Raw genomic sequence first — 19,116 nt, 5'->3', positions numbered from 1 at the left:
CCAGGGCAGAGGCCCGAGGTTCAGGAAGCCTTACGCTCACGTTTTTCCATGGCTGCTGCAAATGCCTTATCCAGCACTTTCATACCAAAATCGATCTGCTCATCAGTGATTACAAGCGGCACCAGGCATTTCACCACTTGGTCATGCGCACCACTGGTCTCAATTACCAACCCCTGTTCAAAGGCACCCTTGATCACCGCACCGGCCAGATCACCATCCGGGCACTCGATACCGCTCATCAGACCACGACCCTTCAGCTCCAGGGTTTTGTTGCCGTGCTTGCGAATAATAGCCTGCAGACCTTCACGCAGCTTCTTCGCCTTGCGCTGCACTTCTTTCTGGAAGCTGTCATCGCTCCAGAACGTCTTAAATGCTGTGGCAGCGGTTACGAACGCGTGGTTGTTACCACGGAAAGTGCCGTTATGCTCACCCGGGCTCCAGATATCCAACTCAGGACGGAAGATGGTTACTGCAAACGGCAGACCATAGCCACTGAGGGACTTGGACAGAGTGATGATGTCAGGTTTAATGCCGACCTCTTCGAAGCTAAAGAAGCGCCCTGAACGACCACAGCCGGACTGAATGTCATCGACAATCAACAGCATGTCATGGCGGCGGCATACCTTTTCAAGGTTACGCAGCCATTCAAATGAGGCTGCGTTCAGGCCGCCCTCACCCTGGATGGTTTCCACGATGACCGCAGCAGGGTGATCAACACCACTGCTCGGATCGCTCAGCACCTGCTCCAGATATTCTGTGGTATCAACACCTTCACCCAGATAGCCGTCAAACGGCATGCGGGTAACGTCCGGCATTGAGGTTCCCATGCCACCACGATGATGCTGATTACCGGTAGCAGCCAACGCTCCACCGGTCACACCATGAAAGCCGTTGGTGAAGGAGATGATGTTGCTGCGCCCCTTAACCTTGCGCGCCAGCTTCAACGCGGCCTCTACCGAGTTGGTTCCCGTCGGCCCCGTGAACATGACTTTGAAGTCACCCATGCCACGCGGCTCAAGGATCAGGTCGCGGAACGTATTCAGGAACTCGGCCTTGGCTTCAGTCTGCATATCCAAACCATGAGTCACGCCATCTGCCATGATGTAGTCAACCAGTGCCTGCTTGAGTACATCGTTGTTGTGGCCGTAGTTCAGTGTTCCGGCGCCGGCGAGGAAATCGACATAGTCCTTGCCCTCATCAGTGGTCAGTACAGCACCTTTCGCTTTGGTGAACGTCACCGGGAAAGAGCGGCTATATGTACGAACTTCAGATTCAGTTTTCTGGAAAATATTCATCGATTTCTCCTGGTTATGCATTCGGGGGAGTGAGCTTGAAAGGGCCAGCACGGTACAGCACTTCATCATCGTGCTTGCCTTCAAAGTGCTCATCACGTGAGAACAGGACCGAGCGCTCTACCGGCGCTGACAAGGCCGCAAACACGCGAGCAAAAAGAGTTTCCGAGGCGACGTTGCCGGGCGTGATGGTGGTCTCGATAAAACGAACACCTTCAGGTGCCAAGCGTTCAGCCAGCTCAAACAGCATTTTCTGGCCAAGCTTTTTGCCGCGGCAACGTGAGTCGACTGCCACCTGCCAGACAAAAAGAGTGTCTGGACGATTCGGCGGACGATAGCCGGAAATGAAACCGACCAGTTCACCGTTTTCGTCTTCCGCCGCTACTGCCGTGTCAGCGAAGTCGCTGCACTGAAGCAGATTGCAGTAGACAGAGTTGGGATCAAGCGGAGCACAACGCTCCACCAGCTTATGTAGGGCATAGCCATCAGTGGCCTTGGGTTTACGCAAAGTAATAATGTCAGATTCCATAGTATTTGATTTATTTCGCATTGCTATGGTTTTTATTATAAAACACATCTAGAATGGCATTGCAAGCTTACAAGTCATCGTAATGCTCTACATACAATAGCCCATTTGAGCGCATCTCAGCGCCACATGCATGGTAAAACCTGAAATCTTACATTGCTTTGCATTACAAAATACTTAACAAGGAGTGACAAACTTATTTTGCAATACTTTACGAATCAGGCTAAAAAGCGCGATCAGTTCACACCTGCTTCCGGAGATCTGCTGAGCGCTATGGAAAAGAGTCAGGACGCACTGGTGCTGTTGCGCCAGATTATTCGTGCCACCGACCTGCATGACAAACATTTGAGCCGCCTGACCGGGCTCACCATGCCACAACTGATGGTCATGCAAACGCTGCGCATCAACGGCCCGTTGACAATTGGTATGCTGGCCAAGGAAATGAATCTGGCACAGGCAACTGTCACCAGCATTCTTGACCGGCTTGAACGCAAGGAGCTGGTCCGCCGCGAGCGCAGCCACACCGACAAGCGCAAGGTTCTGGCCTGCCCTACTGAAGCTGGTCTCGAACTGCTCAAGTCAGCCCCAGCCACCTTGCAAGACACCTTTATCCGTGAGTTCGAAGATATGCACGACTGGGAGCAATCGATGATCGTTGCCTCTCTGGAGCGCGTATCCCACATACTGGGTGCACACCACATTGATGCGGCTCCGATGCTCGATATCGGCGCGCTGGACCGATCTACCGAGAACGGTGTCCCCGACTACCTGCGTGATGAACAGAGCCCGCTGAAGAACTGAACTGTACCCACATTCAGGCGCGTCATTTCTTCCCACCTGCCGGCTCTGTTATCATGCAGCCTTAAATTCAATTGCTGCAGGGCAGTCCGAGCATGAGTAAATTCTGGAGCCCGGCCATCCAGTCACTGGTCCCCTATACACCCGGGGAGCAACCCAAGGTTGATGGCCTGATCAAGCTCAACACCAATGAAAACCCCTACCCCCCGGCACCCGGCGTACAGCAGGTGATTGCTACCTTTGATGCCGAGCGACTGCGCCTCTATCCGGACCCGGACTGTCAGGCACTCAAACAGGCACTTGCTACCGACCAGGGGCTGCAGCCAGAGCAGGTTTTTGTTGGCAATGGCTCTGATGAAGTGCTGGCACTGGCCTTTATGGCCTTCTTGCGCCAGAACCAGCCATTGCTGCTGCCGCAAACCAGTTACAGCTTCTATAACGTTTACATCGACCTGTTTGGCATTGAGGCACGCCACATACCTCTGCATGCCGACTTCAGTATCAACCTCGATGACTATCAGGGCCCTAATGGCGGCATCATTTTTGCCAACCCCAACGCCCCAACCGGCATTTCCGTCCCCTTGAACGAGATTCGCCGCCTGCTTGAGCGCAATACGGAATCTGTTGTCATTGTGGATGAAGCCTACGTGGACTTCGGTGCTGAAAGCGCTACCGCGCTGGTGAGTGAGTTTCCTAACCTGCTGGTTACCCAGACATTCTCCAAGTCACACTCACTGGCGGGAATGCGGGTCGGATTTGCCTATGGTCAGGCAGAATTGATAGATGGGCTGGAGCGGGTCAAGAACAGCTTCAATTCCTACCCGCTGGATATGCTGGCACAACAAAGTGCCATTGCAGCACTAGAGGATCAAACGTACTTCAACCAGTGCTGCCAACAGATTATCGCAACCCGGGACTGGACTACGACACAGCTGACAGCTTTGGGATTTGATGTGCTGCCATCCCACACCAACTTCGTGTTTGCCAGCCACCCGAAAGTGGCCGGGGCCGAGCTGATGCAGTACTTGAGAGACAATCGGATTCTGGTGCGGCATTTCACCAAACCGGGTATCGACAACCACCTGCGTATTACTATCGGTACAGAAACACAGATGCAGGCCTTGATCGACTGCCTGCGCAACCATCCGTCACTTTAGGTCAACAAGGCGCTCTGCTCAGAGCGCCTCACCCTCAACGCGGTTGGCTCCACTGTGCTGGGCAATCAACAGGTGCTCACGAGCCCGACGCAACACACTCACCGCATCATCCTCCAGATTGAGTGCAGACGCCACACCCACACTGACCGTCCAGCTCAGATTGCCCGTAGGATAGGGAATTTCAAGCGCTTCTACCGCAGAGCGCATGCGCTCACCTGCCAACATCGCCTGTTCGTGATTGGTTTCAGGCAGCACCATCACCAGCTGATCATCACTGTAGCGGGCGACAAAGTCCGATGTCCGCTTGAGCCGGTGCAATTCGGAAACCGTATGCTGTAAAACCTGATCACCGGCATCCCAACCGTGCTGCTCGTTGATATTGCCGAAGCCATCAATATCAATCAATAACAAGCTGCTTGCACCGTCATATCGCAGCGCCTGAGCTACCGACACTTCAAGCACCGGTACCAGCGCACGCCTGTTATAGGCACCGGTCAGCGGATCACGCTGAGCCTGGTGCGACAGCTTACGTTCAAGCTTTTTCTGCGCCGTGATATCACGGGCACTCCAGACTATTTCACCGGCAGCGGTTACCATCCAGCTGCCACGATACCAGAGTGCTTCGTGCAGCCCCAGCGCCCTCAGCTCCGGCAGATGCTCAGGCCTCAGCTGGTACTCATGCTGAACAGGAGCACTTTCCAGGCGGGCTCGCTCAATCAGCGAACGGACCTGAATCAACAAATCCTCAGCCAGAAAGTCCGACAGCACCTTGCCTTTCATCTGGTCAGGCTTTAGCCAGCCGGCACTACCCGGCACGGCGTCCACAATCCGTTCGCCATCCAGAATCAGCAGCGGGTCTTGACAGACCTGTAGCAATGCCGTGTAACGAGCCTCGGTTGCATCCGTTGTCATTTCATCTCTCCAGACATGCGGTTTAATGTCTCACCCGGGCGGCGGGCTGATTACCTCTCAGACCGATAATACCCCCGATACGGGGTCAGTATGCAATCCCTGCATTAACACATGATCCAGAACAGCACTCAAACGAAGTGAACACTTGAGCTTGCGTGCAACCTGCATGACAATGTTAACTGTTGCCTGAAGGCATCACTAATAAGGGTTAACGACCCCCAAAGGCGACAGATAGAGGCTGCACATGACTGACAGCGCGAAAATCCTGATGGCCCGCCAACCCATATTCAATCTAGATATGAAGGTTGTGGCCTATGAGCTGCTTTATCGCAGCGAAGATGGGATTAACCCTCTGCCACTGATTAGCGGTGATCAGGCGAGAATAAGTGGTGATCAGGCGAGCAGCCGCGTCATCCTGCACTCCTACACCAGCATCTGTGAGGCCGGCAGCCTGCGCATTCTGCCCGCTTTCGTCAATTTCACCCAGCAGATGCTGGAAGCCGACAGTCTGCCGCCTGTACCTCCACAAGAGATGGTAATCGAGATTCTCGAGGACAGTGTCGTCACCCCCAAACTGATACAAGCTGCCAAGCGACACGCGGAAGCAGGCTACCGCATCGCGCTGGATGATTTCATATACGATGAAAGCTTCGACCCCCTGCTTGAAATCGCGGACATCGTTAAGGTTGACATTCGCGCCATGGATGCGTCACAGCTGAAGGAGCAGGTAGCGCTGCTGAAGCGCTTCAAGGTCAGCCTTTTGGCTGAAAAGGTCGAGACACACGAGGAGTACGCCTTTTGTCGAGAACTGGGCTTCAACCTGTTCCAGGGCTACTTTTTCAGCAAGCCCGAACTGCTGAAAGGCCACAGCCCACAAGGCAACAAACTGATTCTGATGCAGTTACTCAGTGCGCTGAATGACCCTGACGTACAGGTCGAAACACTGAAACAGCTGATCGAGCGAGACCCGGCCCTGACCTACAAACTGCTGCGACTGGTTAACTCTTCCGCCTTCGGCCTCAGGCGCGAAGTCAGCAGCCTGCAGGAAGCGTTGATCTACCTTGGCATGAGCCAGCTTAAGAAGTGGGTTTCGCTGATTGCACTCGCCGACAACTACGGCAAGCCATCAGAGCTTACACGACAGATTCTGCTGCTGGCGCGCATGTCGGAACTGGTTGCCACTCCCACAGCCGATGTGGACGCTGAGCAGGCCTTCATGGCCGGGCTTCTCGTACACCTTGACGCTCTGCTCAGCATCAGCCGAGAGGACATCCTGTCTCAGGTCGATGTCAGCGACACTATCAAGGATGCACTCAGAGGTGATGACTCACCCCTTGGCAATCTTCTATACCAAGTGCAGCAATTCATGCAGGGCAAGTGGGAGAACAAGGACCTGGTTCGAATGAAAGCGATGCAGGCATGCTACGTCAGCAGCCTGGAATGGACCCACGAGTCAATGCAGTTGATGAGCACACAAGGCTGATACAGTCATCTGCCCGCATGCTCAACTTGAGGCTTCAGAATTATTGCAATGGTGCCGTCATCGCTTCAACAGCTGAGCGAATTTCATCTTTACTGCAGCTGCCACAGGTTCCTTTAGGCGGCATAGCTCCCTTGCCTGCCAGCACAGTGGCGGTCATCGCATCCACACCGGTCGCAATTCTTGGCGCCCAGGCAGCCTTATCGTCCATTTTGGGTGCTCCGCCCAGCCCGGCCTGATGGCAGGCAACACAATGTTTTTGCACCACTTCATCGGCACTCATGGCCTGAACGCTCAGCGGAAGAGACAGTAGGGTTGCAGCAGTGATGGCGAGCAGAGGTTTCATGGGAGATCTCCATTTTGTTAATTGATAACAGCTTACAACCTCAATATGGAAATGTCCTTGATCCGGAACAGATAAAAAAACGGACGACTCCGAGCCGTCCGTTTTGCTCATACAACCTCCCGCTTTCAGCGGCTCAATTCAAGCAACAGCTTATTGAGACGTGACACGTAGCTGGCAGGATCGTCCAGTGCAGCACCTGCCGCCAGCCCCGCCTGGTCAAACAGCACCAGCGCAAGCTCGCCAAAGCGCTCTTCATCCGGCTCCTTGTCCAGCTTGTCGATCAACGGGTGCTCCGGGTTGATCTCGAAGATCGGCTTGGTATCAGGCACTTTCTGGCCGGCAGCTTCCATAATACGACGCATCTGCAGCCCCATATCGTAGTCACCGATCACCAGACAAGCCGGTGATTCGGTCAAACGATGGGTGATGCGGATGGAGTCGACACGATCTGCCAGTACCTTGTTCAGGCGCTCCACCAGCCCTTCGTGTTCTTTCGCCACCTCTTCGAGCTTTTTCTTGTCCTCTTCGCTTTCTGTCTCACCCAGATCCAGCTCACCCTTGGTGATATCCTGGAAACTGTGGCCGTCAAAGTCGAACAGCTGGCCCATCATCCATTCATCGATGCGCTCAGACAGCAACAGCACTTCGATCTCTTTCTTGCGGAAGATCTCAAGGTGCGGGCTGTTTTTGGCGGTATTGAAGCTGTCAGCAACGATGTAGTAGATCTTTTTCTGACCTTCCTTCATGCGAGTGACATAGTCTTCCAGCGAAACGTTCTGCTCGGCATTGCCACTGTGGGTTGAGGCAAATCGCAACAGCTTGAGGATTTTGTCACGGTTGGCGTAGTCCTCGGCCGGCCCCTCTTTGATGACCTGACCGAAGGTAGTCCAGAACTTGGCGTACTTGTCAGCATCGTTTTTAGCCAACTTCGACAGCATATCCAGCACACGCTTGGTCAGCGCTGAGCGCAGCTTGTCGACGTTGGGGTCTTTCTGCAAAATCTCGCGGGACACGTTCAGTGACAGGTTGTTGCTGTCGACCACACCCTTGATGAAGCGCAGGTACAGCGGCAGGAACTGATCTGCCTGATCCATGATAAACACACGCTGCACGTACAGCTTCAGACCACGCGGCGCTTCGCGGTTCCAAAGGTCGTAAGGCGCATTTTCCGGCACATACAGCAGGCTGGTATATTCCAGGTTGCCTTCAACCTTGTTATGTGACCAGGTCAGAGCATCTGCAAAGTCATGCGATATATGCTTGTAGAACTCCTGGTATTCTTCGTCCGTCAGGTCAGACTTGCTGCGCGTCCAGAGTGCAGTGGCCGAGTTGACACTTTCCAGCTCAGCTTTCTGCTCAGTCTGCTCTTCACCCTCTTCTGCCGGCTGCTCCTCTTTCAGCATTTTTACCGGAATGGAGATATGGTCAGAATACTTGCGCACCAGTGAGCGCAGACGCCAGCCATCGGCAAACTCTTCTTCACCCTCTTTAAGCTTGAGTACGATGCGGGTGCCACGGGTGGGTTTGTTAATGCTGCCAACGGTAAACTCACCTTCACCGGCTGACGACCAGTGCACACCGTTCTCGGCGGGCTCACCGGCACGACGGGTATAGACATCAACACGCTCGGCCACAATAAATGCGGAATAGAAACCGACACCAAACTGGCCAATCAGCTGACTGTCTTTGGCCTGATCTCCGGTAAGGTTGGACAAGAAGCTGGCCGTACCGGACTTGGCAATGGTGCCCAGGTGCTCAATCACATCCTGACGGTTCATACCGATACCGCGGTCTTCGATGCTGACGGCTCCGGCGTCTTTATCGAATTCGATGCGGATATCCAGATCCGGGTTCCCTTCATACAGCGCATCGTTATGCAGCGCTTCAAAACGCAGTTTTTCAGATGCGTCAGAAGCGTTGGAGATCAACTCACGCAGGAAGATCTCCTTGTTTGAATAGAGGGAATGGATCATCAGATTCAGAAGCTGTTTAACTTCCGTCTGGAAACCGAGTGTCTCTTTCTGAGTATCTGTGCTCATGGCGGGCTTATCTACCTCCGAAAACTAACGTTCAACGTCACGGATATGGGGGCCCGCCCCGGGATTTCAAGCGCTTATCGCGGAACAGGCATTAAAGTACCAGCATCCAGAAGAAAATGTGCACGCGCCTGCGCAATCGGTTTGCTTTTACGTTCCTGCCAAGCCAACACCGAACAGTTGCCGACCCGACGCCCCTGTCGGCTGACATCACAAATGGCGAATGTGTCTCTATCAAGCCCCGCCCGCATGTAATCCAGTGAGAAGTCGATAATCTTGGCCAGTCCAGGCTGCGGCAGCTGCAGGGTGAGCTGGAACAGCGCTGTCAATTCCATGAAGGATGCAATCACACCTCCGTGAATGGCAGGAATGGTGGGATTGCCTATGTTGCCGGGGTTGGCCGGCAGTCGAAAGATAATCTCCTCACCATAACATTCACACTGCACACCCAATACCCGCGCATAGGGGATCAGATCGACCAGCGGCTGATAATCTCCACTTTCCTGTGCCTGACGTACCAACTCAAGCAATTGTTGCATTGTCCCCTCCCTCAATCAGGCGACGAAACTCGGACTCGGTGCTTCCACCCTCAGGCCGCATGAAGGTTGCAATGGCATAGGCGACCGGGCGTTCGGGATCGTCCTGATAAACCGACGCACGCGTGAACAGTACGCTACGGGTCACGCGGTAGCATTCTGCACTTACGTAGAGGGGCTGACTCTGGGCTGGAGTGCGCATATGGTCGATACGCAGATCCAGCGTCGGGCAAAGTTCAAACCGATCCAGGGCACACAACGTCGAAACACTGCTGGCGGCATCCACGAGTGTAGTCAGTACACCACCGTGCAGGTAGGTATCTAGTACCGGGCTGATCAATTGAGGCTGCACCGGCAACACTAGTACAGCACGCCCCTTCTCCGCCTGTATCAGGCGGATGCCCAGTTTCATCATATGAGGCTGGGCGTTCAGAAACCGTGTGCAGCGCCCTGCATATTCCTCCTGCGTCATTTCTCTGCTCCACTGCTCATGGTTAAGGTCTGAAGCGTGGTGGAGGTGAATTCCCGTCGGTACAAGACAAAGACAATCACCATTGTCAGCAGCATGAAGCCCCAGGCATTCATGAACCAGCCCAGCACGGCAATGCTGAAATAGTAGGTACGCAAACCAAGGTTGAAGTTGTTTGCGGCCATGGAGGCCATGGTGGCAATGCGTTCTGCGTGGGCACGCACCTGCTTTTCGGACGGGCTTTCTGCCGGCAGGGGGGCGGCACCGATCATCACCGATACAAAACCATACTGGCGCAGGCTCCAGGTAAATTTGAAGAAGGCGTAGATAAACAGCACGATCAGAAGCAGAAGTTTAAGCTCCCATTCCTGCCGGGTTGCAACCACCACAAATGGCAGATCCTGCACCAGATTGATCGCCTTTTCGGCCGAGCTCATCACCGTAATCAGGCCCGCAAGCACCAGTATGGTGGTCGAGGCAAAGAACGCCACCGTGCGCTCAAGATTGGCGATGGCGGTGGTATCGGCGATACGCACTTCACGCGTCATCATCCGCAGCATCCATTCGGTTCGGTACATGTGCAGCATGCTGACGAGGCAGGACGTGTGCTTGGCACGGCTGGCAGCGTAATACATATAGCCACGAAAGCAGAACAGAAACCAGGTGATTGCAAAAGCATTCAGCCAGTTGTTTTGGATCAGCAGCAGTAGTTTTTCCATGACCGGACCTGTGACTCAGTGCCTTGATTTCAAACCCTTAATCTACAGGGAATGAGGTCCTCTGTCTGTAGCTCACCGCCCGGCATCAGGAAGAACAGGTCAGATGGATTGCAGCAGCCCAGTCCGGTGGCGCATCAGCATATGCACTGAACTCAGGGTGCTCATCGCCGGGATGGCGCAGCAATGGAAGCAGTGCGTTCAGTGGACGGTAGTCGCCCTGATGAGCTTCGCGAATGACTTCTTCAGCCATATAGTTGCGCAAAATATAGCGCGGATTGACCGAGCGCATCTGTGCCTGACGGATCGGAGTGCTGGCCGCCTCATACTCAAGGCGCATCTGGTATTGCCGCAACCAGTCCGCAACCGCCTTCTCCTGCCTCGCCAACGCAAGCAGACTGTTGGTAGACGAGGTATCGCCCGGCTGCCATTCACACAAGTGACGCAGAAACCGGTTGTGGTCCATCCGTTGTGCAGTCCAGATCGCTTCCAGCCTGACAATCAGATCAGCATCGTCCGACCGAGGGGTTTGCAGTCCTAGACGTGCCCGCATTCTCTTCAGCTTTGCCGCTTCATAGAGCTCTTCGAAGCGATCCAGCTCGACCTCCAACCTTGATTTTTCTATCAGTGGCAGCAGCGCCTGGGCCAGTGCTGAGAGGTTCCACAACACAATGGACGGCTGACGTGAGAAGGCGTAGCGCCCGGCATGGTCATTCTTGTTGGCTACATGATCCGGTTCATAATGGTCCATGAACGTGAATGGGCCATAGTCGAAGGTCTCACCGATGATCGACATGTTATCGGTATTCAGCACACCATGCACAAAACCGTAGGCTTGCCAGAGTGCCACCAGCTCAGCACTACGTCTCACCACTTCGGCAAACATCTGTGCCACGGGCTGCTCGGCTGATTGCAACTGTGGGTAATAGCGTTCTATACAATACTGGGCAAGCCGATGCAGATCATCATGCTGACCACTGTAATAGAAGTACTCGAAGTGCCCGAAACGGATATGGCTGGAGGTGACACGCAGCAACATGGCGCAGGGCTCCATGCCATTGCGCAGGGTGTACTCTTCACTTCCCAGCAGACACAGCGCACGTGTTGTCGGAATGCCCAAACCACACATTGCTTCCGAGGCCAGATACTCGCGAATACTGGAACGCAATACGGCACGACCATCACCGAAACGGGAAAAGGCGGTCTTGCCTGCCCCCTTAAGGTGCAGATCCAGCCGCTGCCCTTCTGGGCCAATCACCTCTCCCAGCAACAAACCGCGCCCGTCACCAAGATCCGGATTGTAGCTTCCGAACTGATGGCCGGTGTACTTCATCGCCAACGGCTCTGTACCCGGCCAGTCGACTTCACCACCACATACCTGTGCCAGCAGGCCTGGACTGACTCCACAGGGATCAAGGCCCAGTTGGCGTGCAACCGGCGGATTGAAGCTGATCAAATGGGCATGCTTCAGCGGACAAATACGTGTCGGTTGAAACCAGTGCCGCGGTAAGCGTGCATAACTGTTGTCAAATACCAGCCCGTCCAGGCCTTGCAAATGAGACATGACCACCCCCTAACGTTCAATGCCATTAACCTAGCATTTTGATCAGGTATTTTCACCCCTCAATTCCACAGGGTTATTTTTAACGCAACGGCTGGTATTATGAGCCCCCCTTGAAGGAGACCTCTATGTGGATTGAGCTGTCTGATCTGTTCTGGCTGGCGCTGACAGCCTGTCTGTGTTTGATGTGGTGGCAGAATCTGAAGGTACGTGAGTATGCCACGCGCCAGGTACGGGCCTATTGCCAGCAACAGGACGTACAGCTACTGGATGAGAGTATCGCATTGAAGAGCATGAAACCGAGGCGCAATTCCAAAGGCCTTCTCGAACTGGAGCGCTGCTACCAATTCAGTTTCACATCAACTGGAGATGAGCGCTATAACGGCCTGATCCGCCTTAGCGGACGCCGGGTACAGGGTTTTGAACTTCCACCCCACCGTATCGGTTAACCCTTGCTTCGCAGCGCCTTACTGATCAGACGGTCGAGCTGATTGGCAAAGGCCTGGCGGTCGGACTGGCTCATGGCCGCAGGACCGCCACTTTGTACGCCGCTGGCGCGCAACGTTTCCATAAAATCACGCATATTCAGCCGGACACGAATATTTTCCGCCGTAAACTGCTCGCCTCGCGGCGTTAGAGCCATCGCGCCCTTGTCCAGCAGCTCTGCCGCCAGTGGTATGTCACTGGTAATCACAAGGTCGCCGGCCTCACAGCGGCGTACGATCTCGTGGTCAGCCACGTCAAACCCACCGGAAACCTGGATCGCGCGGATATTCGCGGAGGGCGGCACCTTGATTGCATGATTGGCAATAAGTGTCAGCTCCAGCCCAGTCCGATCAGCCGCTCTAAAGAGTATCTCTTTAATCACCACCGGACAGGCATCAGCATCGACCCAGATCTTCATGTCTTTTCCTCAACGCAACTGTCGTACACGGCAGCTGCGGCCCTTGATCTTGCCCTGAGACAGCTTACGTACCGCTTCTTTCGCCACCGGCCGACTGACCGCCACATAGGTACAAAAATCAAACACGCGAATTTTGCCGACCTCATCACCCTGAAGCCCCTCGCCACCGGTCAATGCACCCAAAACATCTCCGGGGCGGATCTTCTGTTTTTTACCGATATCAAGTTGCAACGTTGCCATCGGTGGACGATAACTGCCATCAGCACGCGCGGCGGGCAAAGGCTCTTCCGTGGCAATTATATCCAGCTGAGCTTCAATGCCCGCAAGCTTGTGACCTTCCCGGTCGCTGAACAGGGTTACTGCCACACCACTCTGGCCGGCACGACCGGTGCGTCCAATGCGATGTACATGCACCTGAGACTCCTTGGCGGGACGATAGTTGACCACAAGATCAAGCCCTTCTATATCCAGCCCCCTGGCTGCAACATCAGTAGCCACCAATACAGAAGCGCTTTGATTGGAGAACCGCACCAGGGTCTGATCACGCTGGCGCTGATCAAGATCACCGTGCAGAGCCACCGCGGCAATCCCCTCCTGTCGCAAAAAAGATTCCAGATCGCGCACTTCCTGCTTGGTATTGCAGAACACTACCGCCGATACCGGACGATAATGGTAGAGCAGTGCCGTCAAAGCCGCCTGACGCTCCTCTTCGGCAACGCGATGAAAATGCTGGCGAATGCTGCCGGACTGATGCAGCGAGGCCACTTCCACCCGAACCGGGTTGGTTAGAATACGGCTGGCAATGTCCTCAATCTCACGTGGATAGGTTGCGCTGAACAGAAGGCTTTGGCGCTTGGCCGGCGTCTGATCAACAATCGCGTCCACCGCAGCTTGGAAGCCCATTTCCAGCATGCGATCGGCTTCATCCAGCACCAGCACCTGCAACCTGTCCAGTTTGAGAGTGCCCTTGCGCAGGTGTTCCTCAAGGCGCCCAGGGGTGCCGACAACGATATGGGCACCATGCTCCAGTGAGCCAATCTGTGGCCCCAGAGGCTGCCCTCCGCACAATGTCAGCGTTTTGACATTGGGGATCTGACGCGCAAGACGGCGCAATTCCTGTGCAACCTGATCAGCCAGCTCGCGGGTCGGGCAGAGCACCAGCACCTGAACATGAAAACGTGTGGGGTCAAGCTGCTGCAGCACCCCCAGACCGAAGGCCGCCGTTTTGCCTGATCCGGTTCTGCCCTGAGCGATAAGATCCTTGCCGTCCAGAATCACGGGGAGACTCTCATGCTGAATCGGGGTCATCAAGTGATAATCAAGCGAGGCGAGATTGTCCAGCAGCTCGGCACGCAACGGCAGGACTGAAAAGGGATGTTGACTCAAGGGAATACCTTCGGAATGTGTTTCTGAAGGCGCATTCTAGCAGAGGGCGGATAGGGGCGCACGGAAACAAAAAAGGCAGCCGAAGCTGCCTTTTTGAAAGAAACCCGACGGCTCTTACTTCATTGCCCAACCGGTCACTTCAGACAGTGCCTTGCCGATATCGGCCAGAGAGCGAACAGTCTTCACACCAGCGTCTTCCAGAGCCGCAAACTTCTCGTCTGCAGTACCCTTGCCACCGGAGATGATCGCACCAGCGTGGCCCATGCGTTTGCCCGGAGGTGCAGTAACACCCGCGATATAAGAAACAACCGGCTTGGTTACGTTAGCCTTGATGTAGGCAGCCGCTTCTTCCTCGGCAGAACCACCGATCTCACCGATCATAACAATCGCTTCAGTCTGCGGATCGTTCTGGAACATTTCCAGGATGTCGATGAAGTTGGAGCCCGGGATTGGGTCACCACCGATACCAACACAGGTAGACTGACCGAAGCCAGCGTCAGTAGTCTGTTTAACCGCTTCGTACGTCAGAGTACCAGAACGGGAAACGATACCGACTTTACCCGGCAGGTGGATGTGGCCCGGCATGATACCGATTTTGCACTCACCCGGAGTGATAACGCCCGGGCAGTTCGGGCCGATCAGGCGCACGCCCAGTTCATCACACTTCACTTTGCACTGCAGCATATCCATTACCGGGATGTGCTCGGTGATGCAAACGATCAGTTTGATGCCAGCATTGGCGGCTTCCAGGATGGAATCCTTACAGAAGGGAGCCGGAACGTAGATAACAGACGCTTCAGCGCCAGTCGCTTCTACAGCTTCCTTAACGGTGTTGAATACCGGCAGACCCAGGTGCTCAGTACCGCCCTTGCCCGGAGTTACACCACCAACCATTTTGGTGCCGTAGGCAATCGCCTGCTCAGAGTGGAAAGTACCCTGGCCACCGGTAAAGCCCTGACAGATGACTTTGGTATCTTTGTTGATCAGAACGGCCATGATTATTTACCCTCCGCTGCTTTGACTGCCTGCTGAGCAGCGTCAGTCAGGCTGGTTGCTGCAATGATGTCCAGACCGGATTCGGCCAGTTTCTGCGCACCCAGCTCAGCGTTGTTACCTTCCAGACGTACCACAACCGGTACGTTGACACCCACTTCTTTAACTGCACCGATGATACCGTCAGCGATCAGGTCGCAACGTACGATACCGCCGAAGATGTTAACCAGAACCGCTTTAACGTTCTTGTCTTCAAGGATGATCTTGAACGCTTCAGTTACACGTTCCTTAGTTGCACCACCACCAACGTCCAGGAAGTTGGCCGGGAAACCGCCGTGCAGAGACACGATATCCATGGTACCCATGGCCAGGCCTGCGCCGTTTACCATGCAACCGATAGTGCCGGTCAGTGCCACGTAGTTCAGATCCCACTCGGCTGCACGCGCTTCACGCTCGTCTTCCTGAGACGGGTCGTGCATGCCCTGCAGATCCTTATGGCGGTAAACAGAGTTACCGTCGATAACGATCTTGGCATCCAGGCAGTGCAGGTTGCCCTGGTCAGTGATGACCAGCGGGTTGATTTCGAGCAGTGCCAGATCTTTCTCTTCGAACATCTTGGCCAGGCCAAGGAAGATGTTGACGAACTGTTTGATCTGATCACCTTGCAGGCCCAGCTGGAACGCCAGCTCACGACCCTGATACGGCTGAGCGCCGGTCAAGGGATCGATGGTTGCTTTCAGGATCTTTTCCGGAGTCTCTTCAGCAACTTTCTCGATCTCGACACCACCTTCGGTGGAAGCCATGAACACGATGCGACGGCTGGAGCGGTCAACAACCGCACCCAGATACAGCTCGTTAGCGATATCGGTGCAGGTTTCAACCAGAATTTTGGTAACCGGCTGACCATTGGCGTCTGTCTGATAAGTCACCAGACGCTGGCCCAGCCATTTTTCGGCAAATGCCTTGGCGTCAGCCGGAGAGTCAACCAGCTTTACACCACCTGCTTTACCACGGCCACCGGCGTGAACCTGGGCTTTTACAACCCACTTGTCTCCGCCAATTTTTTCAGCCGCTTCAGCAGCCGCTTCCGGAGTATCTACCGCGATCCCTTTGGAGACCGGCAGACCATATTCGGCAAACAGTTGTTTACCCTGGTACTCGTGAAGGTTCATGCTCTAATCCGTTGTATTTTCGGTTATACAGGTACCCCGACCAGAGTGCAGTCAGTCGGGATACACCTTTGCTCTGCAGATCGGCAAAAGCAGGATCTCTGCCCCACCGATTAACCCTTCAGGTTATCGCTTTTTGCGATTTGCAATGTGAATGGCGTGATTGTCCACGGCCAGTGCTGCTTCATGCACAGCTTCGCTGACGGTCGGGTGAGCGAACACCATCAGCTGCAGATCCTCTGCACTGGCGCAGAATTCCATCGCAATCACACCCTGAGCAATCAGTTCGGAGGCGATGCCACCGACCATGTGTACGCCCAGTATGCGGTCGGTCTCTTCGTCAGCAATGATCTTGACGAAGCCGTCAGTTGCATTGGCAGCCATTGCTCGGCCAGATGCAGCAAACGGAAATTTACCAACCTTGATTTTTACACCTTCGGACTTGAGCTGCTGTTCGGTCTTGCCGACCCAGGCCAACTCGGGGAAGGTATAAATAATGTTGGGGATGCAGTCATAGTTCAATGCAGCCTTGTGGCCAGCAATGATGTCAACGACCATAATCCCCTCTTCAGAGGCCTTGTGTGCCAGCATTGGGCCACGCACGGAGTCACCGATGGCGTAGACGCCTGGCGCATCAGTGCGGCAGCTGTCATCAACGAAGATGAAGCCGCGTTCGTCCAGTTTGACACCGCTGTCTGCTGCCAGCAGGCCCTGAGTCTGAGGACGACGTCCAACTGCTACGATCAGCTTGTCGAACACCATCTCCTGGTCACCGCTGGCATCAGCGAATTTTACCTTCACTTCCTTGCCATCGATGATCTCGGTGCCGGTGCAGCGCGCGCCCAGCTTGATGTCCAGACCCTGCTTGGTAAGCAGTTTTTTGGCTTCCTTGGCGACATCAACGTCAGCCAGTGCCAGGAAGTCATCCATCGCTTCAAATACGGTGACTTCAGAGCCGCAACGCGCCCAGATGGAGCCCATTTCCAGACCGATGACACCTGCACCAATGATACCCAGACGTTTCGGGGTTTCATCGATATTCAGGGCACCTTCATTATCCAGAATCAGACCTTCGGTCAGCGGTGCCGGCGGGATCTCGACCGGTACGGAACCAGACGCCAGAATCACGTTATCGGCAGCGTAAACGCCGGTTTTACCGTCCTGGGCCGTTACTTCAACCTGCTTGTTGGCCAGCAATTTGCCGGTACCCTGCAGCAAAGTCACGCCATTGGCCTTGAACAGACCGGCAATACCACCGGTCAGGTTCTTAACGATCTGATCCTTGCGGGCCACCATCTGCTTGGTGTCCATGCGCACGTTATCGGCCACGATACCCTGAGCAGCGAAACCGTGCTGAGCCTCATGCAGCTTGTGCGTGGTTTCAAGCAGTGCCTTCGACGGGATACAGCCGACGTTCAGACAGGTACCACCGAGAACCGGTGTACCCTTGTCATCAACCCACTTCTCGACACAGGCAGTTTTCAGACCCAGCTGAGCTGCACGAATTGCAGCCACGTACCCGCCGGGGCCGGCACCGATAACAATGAGATCAAATTTATCTGACATTACTTAATCCTGTTTTTCACTCGTTCGATTGCGGGTCTGATTAGACATCCAGCAGCATGCGTGCCGGGTCTTCCAGCAGATCCTTGATGGTGACGAGGAATTGTACCGCCTCTTTGCCATCAATCATACGGTGGTCATACGACAGCGCCAGGTACATCATAGGCAGGATCTCAACCTGTCCATTGACCGCCATTGGACGCTCCTGGATCTTGTGCATGCCCAGAATGGCAGTCTGCGGCGGGTTCAGGATCGGAGTGGACATCAGAGAACCGAACACACCACCGTTGGTGATGGTAAAGGTACCACCCTGCATGTCATCCATGCCCAGCTTGCCCTCACGACCACGTTTGCCGAAATCGGCAATAGTGCCTTCCACTTCAGCAAGGCTCATGGAATCCGTGTCACGAAGCACCGGTACCATCAGACCACGCTCAGTTGATACGGCAACACCGATATCCTGGTAGCCGTGATAGACCATGTCGTTACCGTCGATGGAAGCGTTGACCGCCGGGAAGCGCTTCAATGCTTCAGTAGCCGCCTTTACGAAGAAGGACATGAAGCCCAGACGCGTGCCGCCGTGAACCTTCTCGAACAGGTCCTTGTACTGCTTGCGCAGCTCCATGACCGGCTTCATGTTCACTTCGTTGTAGGTTGTGAGCATCGCCGCATTCTGCTGCGCTTCGACCAGACGCTTGGCGATGGTGGCACGCAGACGGGTCATCGGAACACGCTTCTCGGTGCGCTCGCCAGCCGGAATGTTCAGTGCCGGAGCTGCGGCTGCAGGAGCAGCGGCCGCCGGAGCTGCAGCAGGCTTGTTTTTCAGGAAGTTCTGTACGTCTTCCTTGGTGATACCACCATTCTTGCCGGTACCCGGAATTTTGGACGCATCCAGGCCGTTCTCCTCGATCAACTTGCGAGCGGCCGGACCAACCTTATCAGCGTCAGTGGTCACTTCCGCGGCAGGCGAATCGGCAGATTCGGCTGTGGGGGCCTTTTCAGCCGGTGCTGGCGCAGCCGCAGCCGCGCCCTCCTCGAAGATGGCAATAACTTCTTCGCTCAGAACAGTGTCACCTTCACCCTTGACGATCTCCTTGAGAACACCATCTGCCGGTGCAACCACTTCAAGAACGACCTTGTCGGTTTCGATGTCAACGATCAGCTCATCAGCTGAACATGCTTCACCCGGCTGCTTGTGCCAGGTTGCAACTGTTCCGTCAGCAACGGATTCAGGGAAAGTCGGCGCTTTAATATCGATGGACATGCTGTTTC

Annotated in this window: 19 protein-coding genes; 4 read left to right on the top strand and 15 right to left on the bottom strand. The window is 54.7% G+C overall.

The window, feature by feature from the left end:
- Positions 1 to 20: 20 nt before the first annotated feature.
- Both ectB and ectA read right to left on the bottom strand, forming a co-directional pair.
- Entirely contained in the window at positions 21 to 1,295 is a 1,275-nt protein-coding gene (gene ectB / locus ABIE61_RS00845; RefSeq protein ID WP_091823316.1) for a diaminobutyrate--2-oxoglutarate transaminase, read from the bottom strand.
- A 13-nt stretch (positions 1,296 to 1,308) separates the two neighbouring features.
- Positions 1,309 to 1,821, bottom strand: coding sequence for a diaminobutyrate acetyltransferase (gene ectA, locus ABIE61_RS00840; RefSeq protein ID WP_206834439.1), 513 nt, complete (start codon positions 1,819 to 1,821; stop codon positions 1,309 to 1,311).
- 270 nt (positions 1,822 to 2,091) lie between these two features.
- Here ectA and ABIE61_RS00835 point away from each other — a divergent pair, with 270 nt between their 5' ends.
- Both ABIE61_RS00835 and hisC read left to right on the top strand, forming a co-directional pair.
- The gene (locus tag ABIE61_RS00835; RefSeq protein ID WP_091823820.1) at positions 2,092 to 2,619 is read left to right on the top strand and encodes a MarR family winged helix-turn-helix transcriptional regulator; all 528 of its coding nucleotides are present in this window, start codon (positions 2,092 to 2,094) and stop codon (positions 2,617 to 2,619) included.
- A gap of 92 nt (positions 2,620 to 2,711) precedes the next feature.
- Positions 2,712 to 3,773 carry a histidinol-phosphate transaminase gene (gene hisC, locus ABIE61_RS00830; protein ID WP_354406001.1) on the top strand — a complete coding sequence of 354 codons (1,062 nt, stop codon included), beginning with the start codon at positions 2,712 to 2,714 and terminating at the stop codon, positions 3,771 to 3,773.
- An 18-nt stretch (positions 3,774 to 3,791) separates the two neighbouring features.
- On the opposite strand, the gene ABIE61_RS00825 is transcribed toward hisC, so the two are convergent.
- Complete coding sequence (locus ABIE61_RS00825; protein ID WP_354406000.1) at positions 3,792 to 4,685, bottom strand: GGDEF domain-containing protein; 894 nt, start codon at positions 4,683 to 4,685, stop codon at positions 3,792 to 3,794.
- 244 nt (positions 4,686 to 4,929) lie between these two features.
- Between ABIE61_RS00825 and ABIE61_RS00820 the strand changes: the two genes are divergently transcribed.
- On the top strand, positions 4,930 to 6,168 hold the full coding sequence (locus ABIE61_RS00820) for an EAL and HDOD domain-containing protein (protein WP_354405998.1): 1,239 nt from the start codon (positions 4,930 to 4,932) through the stop codon (positions 6,166 to 6,168).
- 40 nt (positions 6,169 to 6,208) lie between these two features.
- Here the strand turns inward: ABIE61_RS00820 and ABIE61_RS00815 are convergent, their stop codons facing one another.
- The 6 genes from ABIE61_RS00815 to ABIE61_RS00790 all read right to left on the bottom strand — a co-directional run bounded on the left by ABIE61_RS00815 (position 6,209) and on the right by ABIE61_RS00790 (position 11,832).
- Positions 6,209 to 6,622, bottom strand: coding sequence for a c-type cytochrome (locus ABIE61_RS00815; protein ID WP_354405997.1), 414 nt, complete (start codon positions 6,620 to 6,622; stop codon positions 6,209 to 6,211).
- Positions 6,623 to 6,636: 14 nt separating this feature from the next.
- Positions 6,637 to 8,550, bottom strand: coding sequence for a molecular chaperone HtpG (gene htpG, locus ABIE61_RS00810; RefSeq protein ID WP_354405995.1), 1,914 nt, complete (start codon positions 8,548 to 8,550; stop codon positions 6,637 to 6,639).
- Positions 8,551 to 8,624: 74 nt separating this feature from the next.
- Positions 8,625 to 9,086, bottom strand: a complete 462-nt coding sequence (locus ABIE61_RS00805; protein WP_354405994.1) for a PaaI family thioesterase — start codon at positions 9,084 to 9,086, stop codon at positions 8,625 to 8,627.
- On the bottom strand, positions 9,070 to 9,555 hold the full coding sequence (locus tag ABIE61_RS00800) for a PaaI family thioesterase (protein ID WP_354405992.1): 486 nt from the start codon (positions 9,553 to 9,555) through the stop codon (positions 9,070 to 9,072). The genes ABIE61_RS00805 and ABIE61_RS00800 overlap by 17 nt, the downstream gene beginning before the upstream one ends.
- Positions 9,552 to 10,271: a DUF599 domain-containing protein gene (locus tag ABIE61_RS00795; protein WP_354405990.1), complete on the bottom strand. Its 720-nt coding sequence runs from the start codon at positions 10,269 to 10,271 to the stop codon at positions 9,552 to 9,554. Before ABIE61_RS00795 ends, ABIE61_RS00800 begins: the two co-directional genes overlap by 4 nt.
- Positions 10,272 to 10,356: 85 nt before the next feature.
- Entirely contained in the window at positions 10,357 to 11,832 is a 1,476-nt protein-coding gene (locus tag ABIE61_RS00790) for a protein adenylyltransferase SelO (RefSeq protein WP_354405988.1), read from the bottom strand.
- A gap of 125 nt (positions 11,833 to 11,957) precedes the next feature.
- Here ABIE61_RS00790 and ABIE61_RS00785 point away from each other — a divergent pair, with 125 nt between their 5' ends.
- On the top strand, positions 11,958 to 12,278 hold the full coding sequence (locus ABIE61_RS00785) for a DUF3301 domain-containing protein (protein WP_091823349.1): 321 nt from the start codon (positions 11,958 to 11,960) through the stop codon (positions 12,276 to 12,278).
- Here the strand turns inward: ABIE61_RS00785 and ABIE61_RS00780 are convergent.
- The 6 genes from ABIE61_RS00780 to odhB all read right to left on the bottom strand — a co-directional run bounded on the left by ABIE61_RS00780 (position 12,275) and on the right by odhB (position 19,108).
- Positions 12,275 to 12,733 (bottom strand): YaiI/YqxD family protein, encoded by a 459-nt coding sequence (locus tag ABIE61_RS00780; RefSeq protein WP_354405986.1) that lies wholly within the window; start codon positions 12,731 to 12,733, stop codon positions 12,275 to 12,277. The genes ABIE61_RS00785 and ABIE61_RS00780 overlap by 4 nt on opposite strands.
- A 9-nt stretch (positions 12,734 to 12,742) precedes the next feature.
- Positions 12,743 to 14,119, bottom strand: a complete 1,377-nt coding sequence (dbpA, locus tag ABIE61_RS00775) for an ATP-dependent RNA helicase DbpA (protein WP_354405985.1) — start codon at positions 14,117 to 14,119, stop codon at positions 12,743 to 12,745.
- A gap of 114 nt (positions 14,120 to 14,233) precedes the next feature.
- Positions 14,234 to 15,115: a succinate--CoA ligase subunit alpha gene (sucD, locus tag ABIE61_RS00770; protein ID WP_091823358.1), complete on the bottom strand. Its 882-nt coding sequence runs from the start codon at positions 15,113 to 15,115 to the stop codon at positions 14,234 to 14,236.
- Positions 15,116 to 15,117: 2 nt separating this feature from the next.
- A complete protein-coding gene (sucC, locus tag ABIE61_RS00765) occupies positions 15,118 to 16,284 on the bottom strand; it encodes an ADP-forming succinate--CoA ligase subunit beta (protein WP_091823361.1) in 1,167 nt (388 codons plus the stop codon).
- 123 nt (positions 16,285 to 16,407) lie between these two features.
- Positions 16,408 to 17,847, bottom strand: a complete 1,440-nt coding sequence (gene lpdA / locus ABIE61_RS00760) for a dihydrolipoyl dehydrogenase (RefSeq protein ID WP_206834448.1) — start codon at positions 17,845 to 17,847, stop codon at positions 16,408 to 16,410.
- Between the two features lie 40 nt (positions 17,848 to 17,887).
- Positions 17,888 to 19,108 (bottom strand): 2-oxoglutarate dehydrogenase complex dihydrolipoyllysine-residue succinyltransferase, encoded by a 1,221-nt coding sequence (odhB, locus tag ABIE61_RS00755; protein WP_091823368.1) that lies wholly within the window; start codon positions 19,106 to 19,108, stop codon positions 17,888 to 17,890.
- Positions 19,109 to 19,116: the final 8 nt, after the last annotated feature.

The sequence above is a fragment of the Marinobacterium sp. MBR-111 genome, assembly GCF_040547585.1.
GTDB lineage: Bacteria > Pseudomonadota > Gammaproteobacteria > Pseudomonadales > Balneatricaceae > Marinobacterium > Marinobacterium iners.
This window is presented reverse-complemented; position numbering and strand designations above follow the sequence as displayed.

Coding starts and splice junctions, on each gene's coding strand:
- ectB (WP_091823316.1), bottom strand. CDS start 1,295: ATGAATATTTTCCAGAAAACTGAATCTGAAGTTCGTACATATAGCCGC.
- ABIE61_RS00805 (WP_354405994.1), bottom strand. CDS start 9,086: ATGCAACAATTGCTTGAGTTGGTACGTCAGGCACAGGAAAGTGGAGAT.
- ABIE61_RS00790 (WP_354405988.1), bottom strand. CDS start 11,832: ATGTCTCATTTGCAAGGCCTGGACGGGCTGGTATTTGACAACAGTTAT.
- hisC (WP_354406001.1), top strand. CDS start 2,712: ATGAGTAAATTCTGGAGCCCGGCCATCCAGTCACTGGTCCCCTATACA.
- ABIE61_RS00785 (WP_091823349.1), top strand. CDS start 11,958: ATGTGGATTGAGCTGTCTGATCTGTTCTGGCTGGCGCTGACAGCCTGT.
- htpG (WP_354405995.1), bottom strand. CDS start 8,550: ATGAGCACAGATACTCAGAAAGAGACACTCGGTTTCCAGACGGAAGTT.
- ectA (WP_206834439.1), bottom strand. CDS start 1,821: ATGGAATCTGACATTATTACTTTGCGTAAACCCAAGGCCACTGATGGC.
- ABIE61_RS00795 (WP_354405990.1), bottom strand. CDS start 10,271: ATGGAAAAACTACTGCTGCTGATCCAAAACAACTGGCTGAATGCTTTT.
- ABIE61_RS00825 (WP_354406000.1), bottom strand. CDS start 4,685: ATGACAACGGATGCAACCGAGGCTCGTTACACGGCATTGCTACAGGTC.
- lpdA (WP_206834448.1), bottom strand. CDS start 17,847: ATGTCAGATAAATTTGATCTCATTGTTATCGGTGCCGGCCCCGGCGGG.
- ABIE61_RS00815 (WP_354405997.1), bottom strand. CDS start 6,622: ATGAGCAAAACGGACGGCTCGGAGTCGTCCGTTTTTTTATCTGTTCCG.
- ABIE61_RS00800 (WP_354405992.1), bottom strand. CDS start 9,555: ATGACGCAGGAGGAATATGCAGGGCGCTGCACACGGTTTCTGAACGCC.
- sucD (WP_091823358.1), bottom strand. CDS start 15,115: ATGGCCGTTCTGATCAACAAAGATACCAAAGTCATCTGTCAGGGCTTT.
- ABIE61_RS00820 (WP_354405998.1), top strand. CDS start 4,930: ATGACTGACAGCGCGAAAATCCTGATGGCCCGCCAACCCATATTCAAT.
- ABIE61_RS00835 (WP_091823820.1), top strand. CDS start 2,092: ATGGAAAAGAGTCAGGACGCACTGGTGCTGTTGCGCCAGATTATTCGT.
- sucC (WP_091823361.1), bottom strand. CDS start 16,284: ATGAACCTTCACGAGTACCAGGGTAAACAACTGTTTGCCGAATATGGT.
- odhB (WP_091823368.1), bottom strand. CDS start 19,108: ATGTCCATCGATATTAAAGCGCCGACTTTCCCTGAATCCGTTGCTGAC.
- ABIE61_RS00780 (WP_354405986.1), bottom strand. CDS start 12,733: ATGAAGATCTGGGTCGATGCTGATGCCTGTCCGGTGGTGATTAAAGAG.